Below are 16,313 nucleotides of genomic sequence, written 5' to 3' on the forward strand. Positions count from 1 at the left end.
AGCCCCTCACACTCCATATCCTGACGGAGTTGTTCGGACATCGAATCTGGCATTAGTATCACTCAATCGTAGGGGCTGTGCAGTTATAAGATTTTTGTATGGATTGCACAATTGTGCGCTATAGCGGCCCGAGAAACAGGGACAGACGCTCCCCGTGACCACGGGTTACGTCGCCGATAGGCGACACCAGAAGCCAGCGTTGTCGTCGCGGAGCTGGCACACCGCAGCCAACAGGATTGCGCCACTTACGACGACCGTCGCGCCGAAGATGAGTGCGATACTCACAGTGTTGAGTACGCCGATGTCATAGGCGGCGCCAACGCGCTTGGCGGCGACGGCGACGCTGCCCGCGAGCAGCATCGTCGCGAAGTACCCCTTGATGTCGTCCTCGTCGACGAGATTCGAGACGCCCGCTCCGACGCGCGCGCCGAGTGCGCTCCCGGCGAGCAACGTCGCAACGACTGGAATCGCAACGAACCCGTCGCGGACGTAGGCGAAGGCGCCGAACGCTCCCGAGATCGTAATCTGGAGGATATCCGTGCCGACGGCGATAGCGGCGGGGACGCCCAGTCCGTACATCATCGCGGGCATCAATAGGAAGCCGCCGCCGACGCCAAGGAGCCCGGAGAGGACGCCGACGACCAGGCCAATGCCGAAGATGATGCTCGCGGACACCCGGACATCCCCGCGGAGTGTCACCATCGGTGGGATTTCAAGTGCCTGCACGCGCTCGGAGAGGTCGACACTCGTTGTGGTGCCGCTAGCGCGGGCGTCACGGAGCGTGAACAACCCGACGGTCGCCAGCAGGCCGACGTACGCGACGCTGATGACGAGGTCGGCGTTCCCTGACGCGTGGAGGGCGTCGACAACACGCTTGCCGGCTTCGATGCCGATGGTCATCGCGACGGTCATGATGACTGCGAGTTTGTAGTCGACGTGGCCGTGGTCGCGGTGGCGGAGCGCGCCGATGACGCTTGTGCCGAACACGAACGCGAGTCCGCTGCCGACGGCGACTCGCGAGGGGTAACCCATCACGAGGAGCGCGGGCGTGACGAGGAACGATCCGCCCATCCCGAAGAAGCCGAACAGGATGCCGATGAGCAGCCCAAACCCGACGAAGAAGCTGACGAGCAGTAGACTCATCCCGAGCAGTTCCACAGCTTACTCACCTCCGAGCGCTTGTTTTACGTTCGGGCCAAGCGCCTTCGTAACGACACCGTAGCCGACGTGGAGGACTATCGCTTCGAGCAATACGGTGCCAATCAGTCCGGCCGCTTGTACGGTTGGTGGAAGTGACAGTGCGTCGATCATCGCCGCGTTCCACCCACACGATCCGAATTTGTGCGAATCATACTTTTCTGCATACGCCACCGTAACCGGCAGCGTGTATTAACGCTTTTGGGACGACCATACAATACTATTTGCGACAGCATTCCGTAACTTATCGATGACTAACCCTGCCCGCCCCGCATCACGCAGTAGGTCCATGATGTCGGCTTAGCCTGGTGCTACCTACAGGAAGACGAGACCCATCGCATACGCAAGGGCGAACGAGAGGGCGAACGATCCGATCCACGCACCAATCGTCACACCGATTTTCCGGGCGTCTACCGCCTCCCGACCGCCGACAGCGGCACCACTTCCGATGATGGCGCTGACGACGATTTCGTTGAACGAAACCGGGACTCCCAGCAACACAGCCAGCTGTGCGATCAGGAACGAGGGCACGAGCGCCGAGATAGAGCGTCGCGGCCCAAGCGATGAATAGTCCTGCGCCAGCGACTTGATCATCCGCGGCGCACCCGTCCACGAGCCAACGAGCATCCCCAAACCGCCGCCGACGAGCACGACGAACGTCGACACCCTCCCGACTTCGTCGAGCAGCGGGAGAAGCGGGCCAACGGCGAGCCCGACCTGGCTCCCGCCCGCGGAGAACGCCACGAGCGACCCGAGCGCGAGCAGCACACGCCGCAGGCCGCCACGTTCGTCGCGACTGACGTCCCACCAGACGACCGTCGCGACGGCCAGCGCCGCGACGCCAGTAATCCCGGCCGCCGACGTGAGTCCGTTAACTGCCAGCACGCGCTGTCCGACACCGCGGACGGTTCCTGCCGTACTCCCCACACCCAGAAAACTGAACTGAACGTTTACGAGGACGGCCCCGACGAGGCCTGCGAGAACGGGGATACTGTACTGCTCAGGGACGTCGGGGCGTGGGAGCAGGCTTGCGATGGTGAACGCGATGCCGCCGCCGATGAACGGCGTCAACACCCAGACGGCGGCAATCTGCTGGTACTTCGGCCAGACCGGCGAGCCGCCAAGCGAGAGGCCGACGCCAATTACAGCGCCGGTCACGGTGAACGCCGTCGCGATGGGATAGCCGGTCGTGATGCCGATTGCCATCAGCCCCGCACCCAACACGAGTACGAGGATGACACCGGCGACCGGGAGACTGATTCCACCGACAAGGCCGCTCCCGATAGCTTCCGAGACGTTCCCGCCTTGCGTGACGGCACCGACGAAACCGAAAATACCGACGAGGAGGGCGGCACGCATCGTCGAGATAGCGTTCGCCCCGACGGCAGGGGCATACGGCGTCGCCCCACTCGAGCCGGCGCCGATAACCCACGCCATGAACAGGCTAGCCAGCGCTGCACCGACGAAGAGGGCGATAAGAGCGGGGTCCATAAACAGTGAGTTAGTCTGCGCCTGTCACGGCAGCGTCACGCGCCTGGCTGCGACTCCGCCAGAAGCCCTGGGCGTACGCGCCGAGGAACATCCCGGCAAGCGCCCAGAGAATGGTGATGTTCCCGATGCCGAGGCTCGCGTAGGCGGCGCCCGGGCAGATGCCGGAGAGCCCCCAGCCGACGCCGAAGATTGCGCCGCCGACGAGGACGTTCCGGTCGAAGGACTTCAGGCGGCGCTCGAAGCTATCGCCGGTCAGTGGAGCGCGGCCCAACAGCCGCGGCGCGAGGAAGAACGTCACGCCCGTCACGGCGGCGCCGCCGAACATCACGAACACCAGCCCGAAGTCCTCGAACTGGAGGAAGTTCAGGACGACCTCGGGCCGGGCCATCTGGCTGTACGCGAGCCCGAACCCGAAGATGAGGCCGCCGACGAGAATCAATGGCATGAACGCTGGATGCCGGTCACTCATTACGGGCTCACCCCTAATGCGGAGACTACTTGTGCGGTCACGATGGCGACGGTGAGGAACGTGAGGACGCCCACGATGGATGTCTTCGACGCTGATCCAACGCCACAGACGCCGTGGCCCGACGTACACCCCTTGCCGACACGGGTGCCGATGCCGACGAAGATACCGCCAACGAGTAGTCGCCACGGCTGGACGTCAGTCGTCCATGCACCGCCCTGGTAGACGACGGCGTAGACGGCTGCGCCGAGAACGATGCCGAGCGTGAACACGAGCCGCCAGTCCCGGGAGGTGACGTACTGCTGAAAGCGGGATTGGTCGGAGACGTACGACAACGTCGACTCCAGGAACGTGCTCGCGCCGGCGCTGATGCCGGTGCCGAGGTAGATGACAGTGGCGCCGAGCCCGACCAGCAGCCCGCCGATAGCGTAGCGGCTGATACCGTTCGGGAACAGCTCGGCGGCGACCTGTAGTGGAAGTGGATCAATTACCATCGGCGTCGTTAGTCACCCGCGAGGGAGTCCTGGCTGGCCGCGCAGTTGTTCGGCCCGAGTTCCAGCGTAAACGCTTCCTCGTCGTCGACGGCGTGCTGGCCGAGGTTCGTCGCGATGATCTCCTCGTAGTTGGCCGGCCGCGGCGGCATGTCCGAGAGGACCAGGTCGACGAACTCCTGTTCGTCCATCGTGAGCGCGTCCATCTCCTCGACGAGTTCGCCGATGGGCGCGGTGTAGGTGCCGTCGGCGGCTGGCTCGGCGGCGTCGCTGAAGTGCGCGCCACCGACGAGCGTGTCGTCGGGCAGCGTCAGCACGCGCTCCTGCAGCGACTCGTAGAGCATGCGCGCTGCGTCGGGCGCGCCGTCGTCGCCCTCTTCGAGGTCGGGACGGGCGACACTTTCGACGAACAGCCCGTCGCCGGTCGCGAGCAGGCTGTCGTCGACGAGGTACGAGGTCATCCCAGTCGTGTGGCCGGGCGTGTAGACAGCTTCGATGGTGGCGTCGCCGACCGCGAAGGTGTCGCCGTCTGCGGCGGTCGTCATGTTGTCGGCGTACGTGACACCGCGGTCGACAGCGGCCTCGGGGATGACGCCCTCGACGCCCTCCTCAGCGAGATTGCGAACACCGGAGATGTGGTCGGCGTGGACGTGGGTATCTAGGGCGTACTGCAGGTCGACGCCGAGGTCGTCGGCGTCCTCGAGGTAGCGGTCGGTGAACGCACGCAACGGATCGATGATTGCGGCTTCGCCATCGTCGTAGAGGAGGTAGCCGAGACAGCCCGAGGAGGGGCGCTGGTACTGCAGCAGCGTCCCGGCGCCGTCGTAGCCTTCGACTTCGACGGCCTCGTAGATGCGCGCCCAGCCGTTCATCCCGTCTTCGAGGTGGTCGACGTCATAGTTACGCTCCGCAAGCGTGCCCGCGACGAACTCGCTGGCGCCGCCCTTTGCGCATAGGACGGTCACTTCGCGGTCGTCGGGAATCTGGTCGAGGACGTCCTCGTCGATGTCGTCCTCGAGGAGTTCGAAGTACGGGACGTTGATCGACGTGACGTTTTCACCGTCGATGTGCCACTCTTCGTAGTCGCTGGTCATTCGCGCGTCGAGGAGCGTGACGTCCTCGCCGGCGTCGATGCGATCTTTGAGCGATTCCGGGTCGACGGATTCCACGTCGGCGTCCGGAGTCGGGAAGTCGTCGGCGTTCATATTGTGCAGTCGCTTCTACTGGGTGGTCGCACAAAAGAATTTGGATAGTAGTTCCATCTTCGGACAATATTATTCTAGACCACCCTCCGCTTCAACCGGACTAGAACATCCATGTAGGGAATATTTCCGATTCAGCGCCTCAATTCGGCTTAGAGTAGTTGGTAGTATGCACAAGAATCGACAATCTTTTAGTTACGTAGTAGGTATTGTGCGATAGCTCCAAGACAGACTACCGGAGCAGACAAACCATGAGTGCAGATTACGACATCACGGAGACGCTCGACGTGAAAGGCGCATCGTGCCCCATGCCAGTAGTGAAGACGAAGTCCGCCATCGATGACCTCGCGGAAGGTGAGGTCCTCGAAGTGCTGGCGACTGACTCGGGGAGCATGAGCGACATCGACGGCTGGGCGTCCGGCACCGCCGGCGTCGAGCTCGTCGACCAAGAGGAAGGCGACGACGTGTACAAACACTACGTCCGCAAGACGGAGTAACGATGAGCACGGACACACCCGACGCGTCTGCCGACGACACGCCCTCGCGTGCGGAACTCGCCGCGCGCGTCGACGAACTCGAGGACGCACTTGCCGAAGCCACGAGCGAGGACGACGGCAAGAAGATGAGCATCATCGCGACGAAGGGGACGCTGGACATGGCGTACCCGCCGCTCATCCTCGCCAGCACCGCTGCCGCGTTCGGCTACGAGGTGACCGTCTTCCACACGTTCTGGGGACTGGAAATCCTCCACGAGGAACGCTCGAAGAACCTCAAACTCAGCTCCGTCGGCAACCCCAACATGCCCGTCCCGAACGCCGTCGCCGCGCTCCCGGGCATGGACCATGTGACGACGAAGATGATGGAGAAGAAAATCGACGACAACGACACCGCCACCATCGAGGAGCTCATCGAGACGAGCCTCGACATGGGCGTGGAGTTCCAGGCCTGTCAGATGACCATCGACCTGATGGACTACGACGAGGACGACTTCTACGACGGCGTCACCACCGGCGTCGGCGCGGCGACCGCCCTCCAAGACATGGCCGAGGCCGACATCCAGCTCCTCGTCTGAACTCCGATGCACAAACCCGGGAGCCCGATTCCCAGCTTTCCAGTGCCTTAGGCGGGCAGAAACCACCGAAGCGGTCGACCTGCTCGTGTTGTCCAGCCAAGTTCGGTCTGGGAGGATGTCACCCGCCGTAACCCTCGCCCTCGATTGGACCGCTGAACACGCCGTAAAGGAATTTGAAGTACCACAAGACCAGCAGCAGGACCGGGAATCCGAGGACGGTCACGAGGTTCAACGCTAGCGGCGACACGACGGCTTCTCTCACCAGCAGTCCGGTCGGCGGATAGACCGTCGGATACAGCAACACCGCGACCAAGAGCGTCAGCAGCGTGGGGAGCGCCAGCGCGCTCGCGAGCCAGGCTCGGTACCGGCCGCGTCTGGCTAGCACGCTCCCGCCCACCCCGGCGACGATAGAGAGCGCGACGACTGCAGCGACGGGCAGCGAGAGCACCGCGCTGGCGGCCCCACCCGCATCGGTCGCGACGACGGTCCCCAACAGGACGACCACGCCGCCGAGGTACGCGACCGTCGCGCCGACGCCGTACGAACGCAACTCCGACGCCAACCCAGAGTCGGTCTTCGCCGCGAGGAACGCCGCCCCCGTGACTATCGAGACCGCGACCAGACCGACGCCGGTCAGCACCACCGGTAGGGTCGCCCCAGCGAAGAGCCACCGGCCGGCGAGCATCCCCAACAGCAGCGGCGCGAACACGCTCCCGCCGACGAAGGCGTAGTCGGTGTAGCGCTTCCAGCGCTCGTCCTCGCGCTGCTCGCGGAGCTCCGGGCCGAGCCCGCGGAACACCAACGCGACGACGAACCCGAGTGCGAGCAGATAGTTGTCCGCCAGGAGCCGCGAGTACACGCGCGGGAACGCCGCCAGCAACATCGTCCCGAACGCTACGATCCACACCTCGTTGGCGTCCCACACCGGGCCGAACGCCGCCAGGAACGTCTCCCGCTCGTGTTCGTCCGTCCGGGTCGCGTACAGCATCCCGATACCGAAGTCGAAGCCATCGAGGACGATGTACATCCCCAACGCGAACACCACGGCGCCGAACCAGACCTCCGGCAGGGAGTCGACGAGGTACGTGTCGACGGGGATCAGTGGATCAGTCATCGCTGGTCACCCACGGGAGAGGGCCACGCCAGCGGCCCGCACTCGACTCCTGGACGCCGAGCGACCGGAGCTCTCCACGAATCAGCCACTTCAGGACGTACAGCGCCGTCAGTATCAACGCGATGTAGAGGACAACGAACCCGACGAGAGTCAGGGTCGCCTCGGTCCCAGTGAGCGTCGAGGAGACCGCCTCGCTCGTCTTGAGTTCGCCCTGGATAACCCACGGTTGGCGGCCGATCTCGGTGACGTACCAGCCGGTGAGTAACGCCGCATAGCCGAATGGCGATGCCGCGATCATCGACTTCAGGTAGCGCGTACTCTCGGTCAATCGTCCGCGGTACGTGAGGTACCCGCCCCAGAGCGCGAGCGCGATGAACAGGAACCCGAGCCCGACCATGAATCGGAACGACCAGAACACGAGCGCAACGGGTGGGTTCTCCTCGTACTCGTTCAGGCCGATGACCTCGGCGTCGAAGTCGCCGCCACTGGCGAGGAACGACCCGACTCTGGGGAGACTCACCGTGAAGAGGTTCTCGGCGCGCGGGTCGGTGAGCGCGTCGAGGGACTTCGGGAACGCGAGCAGGTGGAGGTCGGCCGACCCCGTCTCGTAGTGGGCTTCCATCGCGGCGAACTTCTGGGGCTGCGTATCCTCAACGTGCCGGCCGTAGGCGTCACCGTGGACCGCTTGGAACGGCGCCGAGACGAGTAGCAGGACGACGGCGAGTTTGAGCGCGGAGTTCCAGGCATCCGCGTCCGGCTTCTTCCAGACAAGGTATGCCGAGACGCCCGCGACGAGCAGCGCGACCGCTATCACCGACGCGTTCATCATGTGAACGTACATCCACGGCATTCGCGGGGTGAGGAACGCCGCGACCGGGTCAGTGAGCTTGGCGACCTCCATCCCGTTGCGGGTGACCATCTCGTAGCCCCGAGGCGTCTGCATCCACGCGTTGACGACCAGGATCCAGAACCCCGACAGCCAAGCACCGACGCCGACGAGGACCGAGGAGAGGACGTACGTTCGGTCCGCGACCCGCTCGCGGCCGTACAGCAACACGCCGAGGAAGACGGCTTCCAAGAAGAACGCCATCTTCGCCTCGAACGCGAGTGGCCCACCGATCAGTTCACCGGCGATTGTGGCGAACTGCGGGAAGTTCGTCCCGAACTGGAAGCTCATTGGGATACCGGTGACCGTTCCCATTACGAAGCCAACGGCGAACACCTTCACCCAAAACGAGCGTAACCGCGCATACCGCTGCTCGTTAGTCCGTACGTCTTTCCACGTGAAGTAGATAATAAACGGTGCGAGCCCGATCGAGAGAGACGCGAAAATGATGTGCACGGAGATCGTCCACCCGAACTGCATACGGCTCGCGATTTCTGGAGAGAGCAAGGCCATCCAACCCAGGTCGACGGTGGATAGAAGTGTCGCTGGGACCATGGGTAGACACTGCGGGGCGCAATATGATTAGTCATTAGGCGATTTCCCGAATTTTGGGATACCCCCACAAAATTTTATAGGTGAGGATATAAGTTCCCAAATACCCTAGAAAAGTTCGGGTTCTGATATACGCCGGGCTTGGAAACGAGAGGAACAGCATTGAACCTCTCGACGCGAGGACCACCGAGGCCGTGCGAGAAAACTGGTGCTATCAGAGGGAGAGGGTGGTCTTCGGTAGGAACCTAACCGCTCACGCTGCGCCGTCAGTGAGTGACGACAAAGAGCTATCATTCCAGAGACGAACCGCTATCTCAGCGATCAGACGTCGATCAGGACAGCGTTAGCCAATTTGGTGGTGCGCCCAACAGGGCGGAACAGGGTGCGGGACGGGGCAGGCGTCAACAAATAACCGCCTCCATTTCGGGGTGGCGCCAGCAGATGTGTGGTCTACTGATACAGGGGTCAGCCTGACGAAATGCGATAGCCGAAGTAAACTCTTCTGCGGTTGTCAGGTCCACTCCGATTCGAGGGCGTCCAGCAGCCGCTCAACCTCAGTGTGAGTGTTGACCGCGTGGACCGACGCGCGGACGGCGTCTGGCGTCGGTAAGGCACGAACGACGATTCCCTCTGACGCGAGTCTATCGACCGTCGCTTCAGGATCAGCCACGTCGATGGTCACGAGTCCCGACTCGGGGTCTGCAGGACTGAGAAGCCGGTCGTCGGGAACCCCATCGGCCAGCTGGCCAGCCAATTCCTGGACTCGGGCAGCGATACGGTCGACTCCAACTTCGTCGATCGCCTCGATGGCTTCCGCTAGGGCGACGTGTGGAGCCGGGTTCGCCGAGCCGACCTCGAACCGGCGGGCGCCGGCTGCGAACTCATAGGGATCTGCAGTCGGCGTCTCGACGCTTCGGTACCCAACTGTGGTCGGCAGCAGGGAGTCAGCAGCTGTCCGGTCGACGTAGAGGAAGCCGCCGCCCCACAGCCCCAGAAGCCACTTGTGACCGGCTGCCGCGACGGCGTCCGCACCCCACTCGCCGACGTCCATCGGGAGCTGTCCCGGCACCTGTACAGCGTCGACGAGCGCGAACGCACCCGCCTCGTGGGCGATGTCGACGAGGTCGGCGACGGGCAACTGGGTGCCGTGCGTCCACGTCACGGCGCTGAAACAGGCCAGCCGCGCATCGTCGACTGCCTCGGCGAAGGCGTCGAGGTCGACACGGCCATCCTCGGTATCGATGACGCGAACGTCGACGCCATGCTGTTCCAAGCGTTGCCACGGAAGCGTTCCGGCTGGGTGTTCGAGGTCGGTTCGAACGACTGTGTCGCCGGGCTCCCAGTCGATGGCGGTCGCGATAGCGTTGATGCCCGCGGTCGTGCTCTCCGTGAGCGCAATCTCGTCGTCCTCCGCACCGACGAAAGTTGCGACGCGCTCCCGCACGCGGTCGTAGGCGTCGAACGCCACCTCGTAGGGGTCGTTTCGCGTGCTCGTCTCGTACTCTTGTGACCGTATGAACTCGTCAGCAGCCTCGACAACGTACCGTGGACTCGGCCCGTGAGCGCCGAAATTCAGGTAGATGTCCTCGTGTAAGGCGGGCGTGTCGGCGCGAAGTTCTCTGGGGTTCATTTCGTTGTCGGTGAGTTAGTTCCGATACCGGGCGATCAGGTCGCGGAGTGTCTGTTCGTTCTGGCCGCCGCGAAGCTGTTTCACCGGTTGTCCGTCGACGAAGAGGACGAACGTTGGCGTGCTCTGGGCACCGAACTCGATCGCCGTTTCGAGATTCGACTCGATGTCGATCGTCAGGACCGTCGCCTCAGTGTCTTCGGCGAGTGCTTTGAGGACCGGCTTCATTCGTTTGCAGGTGCCACACCACTCCGTGTAGAACTCCACAAGCGCGACCCTACTGTCTTCGACGACCGTTTCAACGTCGTCGTCACCGAGCGAGACCACGCGGTCCATCTCCGCTGTCTGTGTTGCCATTACGAGACTCTACGCACCGGGTGTTTAATAGTCTTGTGTGGAATACACAATATAATCTGGTGCGGTCAATTTCCGGTCAAAAACGAGTAAGAGTTTGAAGCGACGACTAACGCCGTCAGATTCGTGTCGAGCAACTCTGGTCGGCATAGTTGCCGGAGTGGAGCCAGTAGAGGCCACCAATCACTCCGACCGTTAGCGCGGTCACTACGATTCTAATGAGGCCACCAGTGAGGACAGCCGCCGTACCCCCAGCAGCTGCGGCGCCAGCCGCTGTCGGCGCCGCGAAGAGACAGCATAGACTCAACGCGCCGCCAACGCCGAGTAATCGCCACGGCGGTGTCGAAGTGTCTTCGGCACTCGTATCCTCATTCGAACCAGTCATCGGTTAGTCTTGCATTTATTCGACCGGATCAAGTGTGTTTGGGTCAGCGAAACCGTCGATTGCACGGTCAGCACACTCTGCAACGCCGGCGCTGGTAGACCAAGAGCGCGGCGAAGAACACCAGGAGGTTGAGGCATCCCAAGTCGCGCTCGAAGTGCTCGCGCACCGAAGTGGCCAATATCCCGGAGAAGGAAATGAGCGAGATTTAATTATATCCCAGTATTACACAATACTACATAAGCCAAGACAGTACTTGGTCGGTTCTATTCCCCTATACTGTGCTCTACCAAGAGAGTATCCGAAGGAACTTTGTGCTAAAGGCCCAATATAATACACGAATGATGCTCCCAATCGATCCGGACCAGATCAACTCTGCAGACATCGGCGAAGAACGGGCGAGCCTTGAAATGAGTCACGAGGATGCCGTTGAGCACGTCCGCGAGGTGTTCAGGGATGCCGGCTTCGGCATTCCCGTCGAGTTCTCACCTTCCGAGATGCTCAACGAGAAGGTCGACGCGGACCGCGACCCTTACTACGTGCTAGGCGCGTGCAACCCCGAGGTTGCCGACCGAGCGCTCGATGCGACCGACAACCGGCTCGGCGCCCTGATGCCGTGCAACGTCGTTGTCTGGGAAGAAGAACCCGGTAAGCAGGTCGTCTATCACGTCTCCATCATGCGCATCGCCCGCCTCGTCGGGATGGCGCCCGACAACGAGGAGATGGCCGACATCGTCGCCAACACCGGCGAACTCGTCGACGAGGCGTTCGCGAACCTCTGAAATGGGACATCACACGTTCGACGCCGACCGCGCCGATAAGCTCGAAGATGCACAGCGACGGTACCGGTTCCTCTCCGCGGAGGAACTGCTCTGGGCGCTGTCACCAGACGGTGACGAGACGGTCGCAGACCTCGGTAGCGGGACCGGGTTCTACACTGACGACATCGCACCGGCCGTCGACCACGTGTACGCCGTCGACATCCAGGCGGCGATGCACGACTACTACCGGGAGAAAGGTGTTCCCGAGAACGTCGACCTCGTGACGAGTGGCATCGTCGGTCTCCCACTCGATACCGACAGTCTCGACGCTGCCGTCTCGACAATGACCTACCACGAGTTCGCGAGCGAGCAAGCGCTGAGCGAGCTCAGTCGGGTACTTGCGTCACAGGGGACGCTCGTCATCGCCGACTGGGCAGCTTCCGGAAATGGAAACCACGGCCCACCCGTCGATGAACGATTTTCGGCCGCGGAGGTTACAAATGTGCTCCACCAGCACGGATTCGATATAGAATTCCAGGCCGAGCGACCGGAAACGTTTCTGCTGACAGGACGTACTAAGTGATCGGTAGGACGGCCTGTCTGTCAGCCTCCGAAGTCGGGGACGCTGAACGAGTCGCTCCGACTCCCAGTCAGGAAGCCACCTGAGAAAGGCTTCTGTTAGAAAGCAGCAGGGTGGGGCTTTCGACTGTGGAGCGCGAAACTTGGAGTCCACCGGCAAGCCCACGAGTTTACTCGTGGGTAGCTAATAGAGGACAAATCATATTCTACAAGAAGTTCTTCTGAGACATATGGACTTGAATTGGGCCCTCCTCCTTGTTGTCGCCGTCCTCGTCATGGGGTATGGTCTTTACACTGTGTACAATCTCTCAAATTCCCTCGGAGACTACCTCCGTTCCTGTTGACATCCTCCTCCGCGTGAACGCGGAGGAATCCCACGGCACCGCGCCGCTGGATTGGGATCTTAAGGTTTGCAGTCGACCACTTGTGCCTGCGGTTGGAATCCGCACGACAAGTCATGAAGGTAGACTGCTGGCTGTGCCAACCAGCCGGTACTCCTATCTCCACCCAAAACAGGCCGAGACTCGGAGTTACTTTCCTCGTTGATGTCGAGACGGATGTTCTCCGCCCCATTCACGTCGGCGTTGAACGCCCCATCACACGTCTCGCAGACGTACAAGCCGCGCTCGACACGCTGACTCTCATCTTCCCGCCCGCAGACGCAACACGTCTTACTCGTGTTGCGTTCGGATACTTCTACGACCTCAATCCCCTCGACTTTCGCCTTGTATTTGAGGATGTTGGTGAAGCGGTCGAACGCCCACCCGTGTAGGTCGAGATTGCCGTGCTTGCCCCAGTTTTTCGACTCTCCGTTCTCGTCCTCACGCACGCCTTCTAAGTCCCCAACGTTGATGCGGCCAACCCCCTTTTCGACGCATCGCTGGACGATGTGTTTCGCCAAGGAGTGGAAGAAATGCCGGCGGCGCTCCGTCCATTTGTGCTGGAGTCGCGTTGCTTCGTCGCCGCCTGAATCAGCACAGTTGGCGATTTCTTTCGGGAAGTAGTAGCCGTCCTGTTTCAAGCGGTTCCCAGGGTACAGGTCGGCATCTTCGGTGCTGTACGCGACGGCAGCGAAATTCGAGATCCCGAGGTCGATTCCAGCTGTCTCGTTGCCGGGTTCAGGAGGAGTCTCGATTTCGTCTTTGCAGACGAGGTGCAGTTCCCAGTGGCCCTTCACGTTATCGTAGACGGCGCGAACCTGTTGGAGATTCTCAACGGTGACACCGGGGCGTGTCTCGTATTCGACAAGGATGTACTCCCACGCCTTTGGGTGTTCTTTGTGATTGGCGCCCTTGGAGAGGCGGACGCGATCGTTCTTGGTGTCGTGTTTGATGCCGTTTTGCTTCCACGTCACCGTACTGCGTGGGTGTTCTTCGTGGACGCGGTTGCCCTCGTCGTCGTAGTAGTTTGTTTTGCGGTAGCCGGGCGGATTGTCTCGCTCGTCGTCGGAGCCGTACCAGGAGTTGAAGGCTTCAGCGAGTTCCTCCAGAACGCGCTGACTGGACTGTGAGTGTAGCCCTTTGTATTTTGGATGAGTCTTCAACTCGTCTTTCAGCTCGCCGTGGTCGGGGATTTCGCCCGTTTCGTCCCAGACTTGCCGAGAATAGTAGTTCGCAGCGTTCCAGAGTTTGCTGGCACTCCAGCCGTGCCGGTCAAGCGACTCCGCGACCTGTGCGTGGTTGCGGATTGTCGCTCGATGGGTGCGGTGGACTTCCAGCATACTGTCGAACGGCTGTATAATCTCTTATACTCGTGTTTCTTGTAAACGGAACGGTTTGAGAACGTGGAATATCCGGCCCTGTCGGAGTCAATAGAATGTGTCACTGAGTGACGGCGCGTATGCACGGCCTAAACGCCGTGGGATTGCGCCTGTTCAGCGTATAATGTCGTCCAGCACAACGACAAAGACACTCCTCGCGTCGCGATCTCTTTCGAGGTCCGAGACGATGACGTTGAGGTTCGAATCCCTGACAACGGGCCTGGATTACCGGACAACAAGAAAGAGATTGTATTCGGGAAAGGTGAGCGGGGGCTGGGGAGTCCTGGAACAGGGTTTGGTCTATCTCGTCCAGACGCTCGTCGCGCAGTATGGCGGCGATATCTGGGTGGAGGACGACGAGCCCACGGGGACAGCCATTGTTGTTGAGCTGCCACGTGCTGACTGACTCGCTACGGGATGAGTAGAACGGGGTATGGATGGTTGCTTTAGTTACCAACCTGGAGTCTTGAGGGATATCACGAACTACAAAACAGGCGTTTATCGTTCAATAAGCCTACTACAACCGAATATAGATGATAGGCAGTACTGGCTGTATCCCACACGAAATATGCTTACCAACCAGTTAGTTTTTGTTCCAGGAAAACGGAGTGATAGATATGACGGAAGCTGTAAGTCGTCGTCGAACAGATTACTCGAACGCTGAGATGAGTGTCGTCGGGTATTTGATCGCTACGGCATTAGGAGTTCTACTCCTGCCAGTGCTTCCGATTCTCGTTCTTCTCTGGGTCGGAACCAAACTAACCTGATCTGGTCCGGTGTGCAGAGATCTGGGATCGCTCTGAGCAGCTGAATCGACACGGACTTCCTCCTACAGTAGCCAGATTTGTACACGGATGGATCGAGATTCGTGGGTTTCGAACGTGGGATTCGTACTTGCAGCCGTCGGCAGTGCAGCCGGGCTGGGGAACATCTGGCGGTTCCCATGGTTGACTGCCGAAAACGGCGGTAGCGCTTTCCTCGTGATGTACTTGCTGCTCGTAATTGGTGTTGGTGTCCCTGGGTTGCTCGCTGAACTTGTGCTCGGGCGACGTGGCCGCCAAACCCCAATCGGCGCGCTTCGCACGCTCATCGGCTCCCGGTGGGGCACACCACTGGGCGCATTCAACGTCATCACAACCGTCGTGATGCTGTCGTTTTACTCGGTCGTCGGCGGCTGGATCCTCAGATACACGCTGCTAGCACCGACTGGCGCGTACTTCGCGCAGCCACAGCAGTACTTCCGTCATGCAAGCCACGGCCTGCCGGCAGTTGGGTTCCACTTACTGTTTCTCACAATCGTCGCCATCATCGTCTATTTCGGCGTGAGCCGGGGGATCGAACGCGTCTCGAAGATCATGCTTCCCGCAGTCGTCGTGTTACTTGGTGGCCTCGCCATCTGGACAGCCACTCAGCCCAACACCGCTGCTGGCTATGCATTCTATCTGGACTTCGATGGCAACTATCTCGCCACACACTTCTTCGATGTCCTCGGCCCGGCAGCTGGACAGGCATTATTCACGCTCTCGCTGGGTGCCGGCGCGATGCTCACGTACGCCTCATACCTCGACGAGGATGTCTCTCTCCCGCGTGACACGCTCGTTATCGCGATTTCGAACACGGTCATCGGTGTCCTAGCCGGGCTCGTTGTTCTGCCGTTGTTGTTCTCCCAGGGAATCAGCCCCGGACAGGGCGGCCCTGGCGCGCTGTTCGTTGCACTCGCAACCGCGTTCGGTTCGCTGCCCGGCGGCGCCCTCGTTGCAACCGTCTTCTTCTTCACCGTCCTGCTCGCAGCTGTAACAAGCGGCATCAGTCTGCTCGAAACCCCCGTTGCGACGCTCGTCGACAACTATGGAATGTCCCGGCGACGGGCAACGCTGCTCATGACGCTGGTGATCGCGGTGACTGGCAGTGGGTTAGCACTCGCCGGACCGATGTTTCGGTTCGTGTCCGGCCCGGTCGTCGACGTGATGCTGACGATTGGCTTGTTCGCGTTCCTCGCAATCGTCGGTTGGATACTCCGTCAAGACGCTGTTGCGGAGTTCCAGCGTGGCGCTGGCCGCCTCCGTGGGTTCGCTACGCCATGGGTGCTGGCCGTCAGCTGGGTGCTACCGGTCGTCGTCATGTTCTTACTGACGACCACGCTGGCTTCACTCGCAAGCCTCTCACTGGCGACCGTTATGCGGGTCGCAATCGCCGTATTTGCGACGCTCATTTGCCGGACCGCAGTCACGCGAACAACACACGATGACGCCGGCTATAGTAACCGGTAGAACTTTTTACTCAGAGACAGTTGCAGTAGCTAGTGAATCATCTCGACGAGATCTCCGTCGAGGAATTGCAAGACGCTCTCGACAACGTGGACGGAAAGAAGCCGACACAA

The 16,313-nt window shown here is 61.2% G+C and carries 18 protein-coding genes; 7 read left to right on the top strand and 11 right to left on the bottom strand.

The window, feature by feature from the left end:
* Positions 1–165: 165 nt before the first annotated feature.
* The 6 genes from LPA46_RS18155 to LPA46_RS18180 all read right to left on the bottom strand — a co-directional run bounded on the left by LPA46_RS18155 (position 166) and on the right by LPA46_RS18180 (position 4,850).
* Entirely contained in the window at positions 166–1,143 is a 978-nt protein-coding gene (locus LPA46_RS18155) for a sulfite exporter TauE/SafE family protein (protein WP_230893745.1), read from the bottom strand.
* 18 nt (positions 1,144–1,161) lie between these two features.
* Positions 1,162–1,311 (bottom strand): DUF7512 family protein, encoded by a 150-nt coding sequence (locus LPA46_RS18160; RefSeq protein ID WP_230893729.1) that lies wholly within the window; start codon positions 1,309–1,311, stop codon positions 1,162–1,164.
* Positions 1,312–1,512: 201 nt separating this feature from the next.
* Complete coding sequence (locus tag LPA46_RS18165; RefSeq protein WP_230893730.1) at positions 1,513–2,688, bottom strand: inorganic phosphate transporter; 1,176 nt, start codon at positions 2,686–2,688, stop codon at positions 1,513–1,515.
* 10 nt (positions 2,689–2,698) lie between these two features.
* Positions 2,699–3,157, bottom strand: a complete 459-nt coding sequence (locus tag LPA46_RS18170) for a YeeE/YedE family protein (protein WP_230893731.1) — start codon at positions 3,155–3,157, stop codon at positions 2,699–2,701.
* Positions 3,157–3,648: a YeeE/YedE family protein gene (locus LPA46_RS18175; RefSeq protein WP_230893732.1), complete on the bottom strand. Its 492-nt coding sequence runs from the start codon at positions 3,646–3,648 to the stop codon at positions 3,157–3,159. Before LPA46_RS18175 ends, LPA46_RS18170 begins: the two co-directional genes overlap by 1 nt.
* Positions 3,649–3,656: 8 nt before the next feature.
* Positions 3,657–4,850: an MBL fold metallo-hydrolase gene (locus LPA46_RS18180; protein ID WP_230893733.1), complete on the bottom strand. Its 1,194-nt coding sequence runs from the start codon at positions 4,848–4,850 to the stop codon at positions 3,657–3,659.
* Positions 4,851–5,098: 248 nt separating this feature from the next.
* On the opposite strand from LPA46_RS18180, the gene LPA46_RS18185 reads away from it, so the two are divergent.
* Together LPA46_RS18185 and LPA46_RS18190 are read left to right on the top strand one after the other, a co-directional pair.
* On the top strand, positions 5,099–5,344 hold the full coding sequence (locus LPA46_RS18185) for a sulfurtransferase TusA family protein (RefSeq protein WP_230893734.1): 246 nt from the start codon (positions 5,099–5,101) through the stop codon (positions 5,342–5,344).
* Positions 5,345–5,346: 2 nt separating this feature from the next.
* Complete coding sequence (locus tag LPA46_RS18190) at positions 5,347–5,919, top strand: DsrE/DsrF/DrsH-like family protein (RefSeq protein ID WP_230893735.1); 573 nt, start codon at positions 5,347–5,349, stop codon at positions 5,917–5,919.
* Between the two features lie 118 nt (positions 5,920–6,037).
* Here the strand turns inward: LPA46_RS18190 and LPA46_RS18195 are convergent, their stop codons facing one another.
* The 4 genes from LPA46_RS18195 to LPA46_RS18210 form a co-directional block, all read right to left on the bottom strand.
* Positions 6,038–7,033: a cytochrome d ubiquinol oxidase subunit II gene (locus tag LPA46_RS18195; protein WP_230893736.1), complete on the bottom strand. Its 996-nt coding sequence runs from the start codon at positions 7,031–7,033 to the stop codon at positions 6,038–6,040.
* Positions 7,026–8,474, bottom strand: a complete 1,449-nt coding sequence (locus LPA46_RS18200; protein ID WP_230893737.1) for a cytochrome ubiquinol oxidase subunit I — start codon at positions 8,472–8,474, stop codon at positions 7,026–7,028. The genes LPA46_RS18195 and LPA46_RS18200 overlap by 8 nt, the downstream gene beginning before the upstream one ends.
* Positions 8,475–8,982: 508 nt before the next feature.
* Complete coding sequence (locus LPA46_RS18205; RefSeq protein ID WP_230893738.1) at positions 8,983–10,101, bottom strand: aminotransferase class V-fold PLP-dependent enzyme; 1,119 nt, start codon at positions 10,099–10,101, stop codon at positions 8,983–8,985.
* A 15-nt stretch (positions 10,102–10,116) separates the two neighbouring features.
* Complete coding sequence (locus tag LPA46_RS18210) at positions 10,117–10,455, bottom strand: thioredoxin family protein (RefSeq protein WP_230893739.1); 339 nt, start codon at positions 10,453–10,455, stop codon at positions 10,117–10,119.
* A gap of 720 nt (positions 10,456–11,175) precedes the next feature.
* On the opposite strand from LPA46_RS18210, the gene LPA46_RS18215 reads away from it, so the two are divergent.
* Positions 11,176–11,616 carry a DUF302 domain-containing protein gene (locus LPA46_RS18215; RefSeq protein WP_230893740.1) on the top strand — a complete coding sequence of 147 codons (441 nt, stop codon included), beginning with the start codon at positions 11,176–11,178 and terminating at the stop codon, positions 11,614–11,616.
* 1 nt (position 11,617) lies between these two features.
* Entirely contained in the window at positions 11,618–12,178 is a 561-nt protein-coding gene (locus LPA46_RS18220; protein WP_230893741.1) for a class I SAM-dependent methyltransferase, read from the top strand.
* A gap of 399 nt (positions 12,179–12,577) precedes the next feature.
* On the opposite strand, the gene LPA46_RS18225 is transcribed toward LPA46_RS18220, so the two are convergent.
* Positions 12,578–13,894 carry an RNA-guided endonuclease InsQ/TnpB family protein gene (locus tag LPA46_RS18225; protein WP_230893742.1) on the bottom strand — a complete coding sequence of 439 codons (1,317 nt, stop codon included), beginning with the start codon at positions 13,892–13,894 and terminating at the stop codon, positions 12,578–12,580.
* A gap of 204 nt (positions 13,895–14,098) precedes the next feature.
* On the opposite strand from LPA46_RS18225, the gene LPA46_RS18230 reads away from it, so the two are divergent.
* The 3 genes from LPA46_RS18230 (at position 14,099) to LPA46_RS18235 (ending at position 16,203) form a co-directional block, all read left to right on the top strand.
* Entirely contained in the window at positions 14,099–14,320 is a 222-nt protein-coding gene (locus tag LPA46_RS18230; RefSeq protein WP_330166356.1) for a hypothetical protein, read from the top strand.
* Positions 14,321–14,550: 230 nt separating this feature from the next.
* Positions 14,551–14,700, top strand: coding sequence for a DUF7535 family protein (locus tag LPA46_RS19345; RefSeq protein ID WP_442908277.1), 150 nt, complete (start codon positions 14,551–14,553; stop codon positions 14,698–14,700).
* 87 nt (positions 14,701–14,787) lie between these two features.
* Positions 14,788–16,203 carry a sodium-dependent transporter gene (locus LPA46_RS18235; protein WP_230893744.1) on the top strand — a complete coding sequence of 472 codons (1,416 nt, stop codon included), beginning with the start codon at positions 14,788–14,790 and terminating at the stop codon, positions 16,201–16,203.
* The last annotated feature ends 110 nt before the right edge of the window (positions 16,204–16,313 follow it).

The sequence above is a fragment of the Halobacterium sp. KA-6 genome, assembly GCF_021029015.1.
Classification (GTDB): Archaea; Halobacteriota; Halobacteria; order Halobacteriales; family Halobacteriaceae; genus Halobacterium.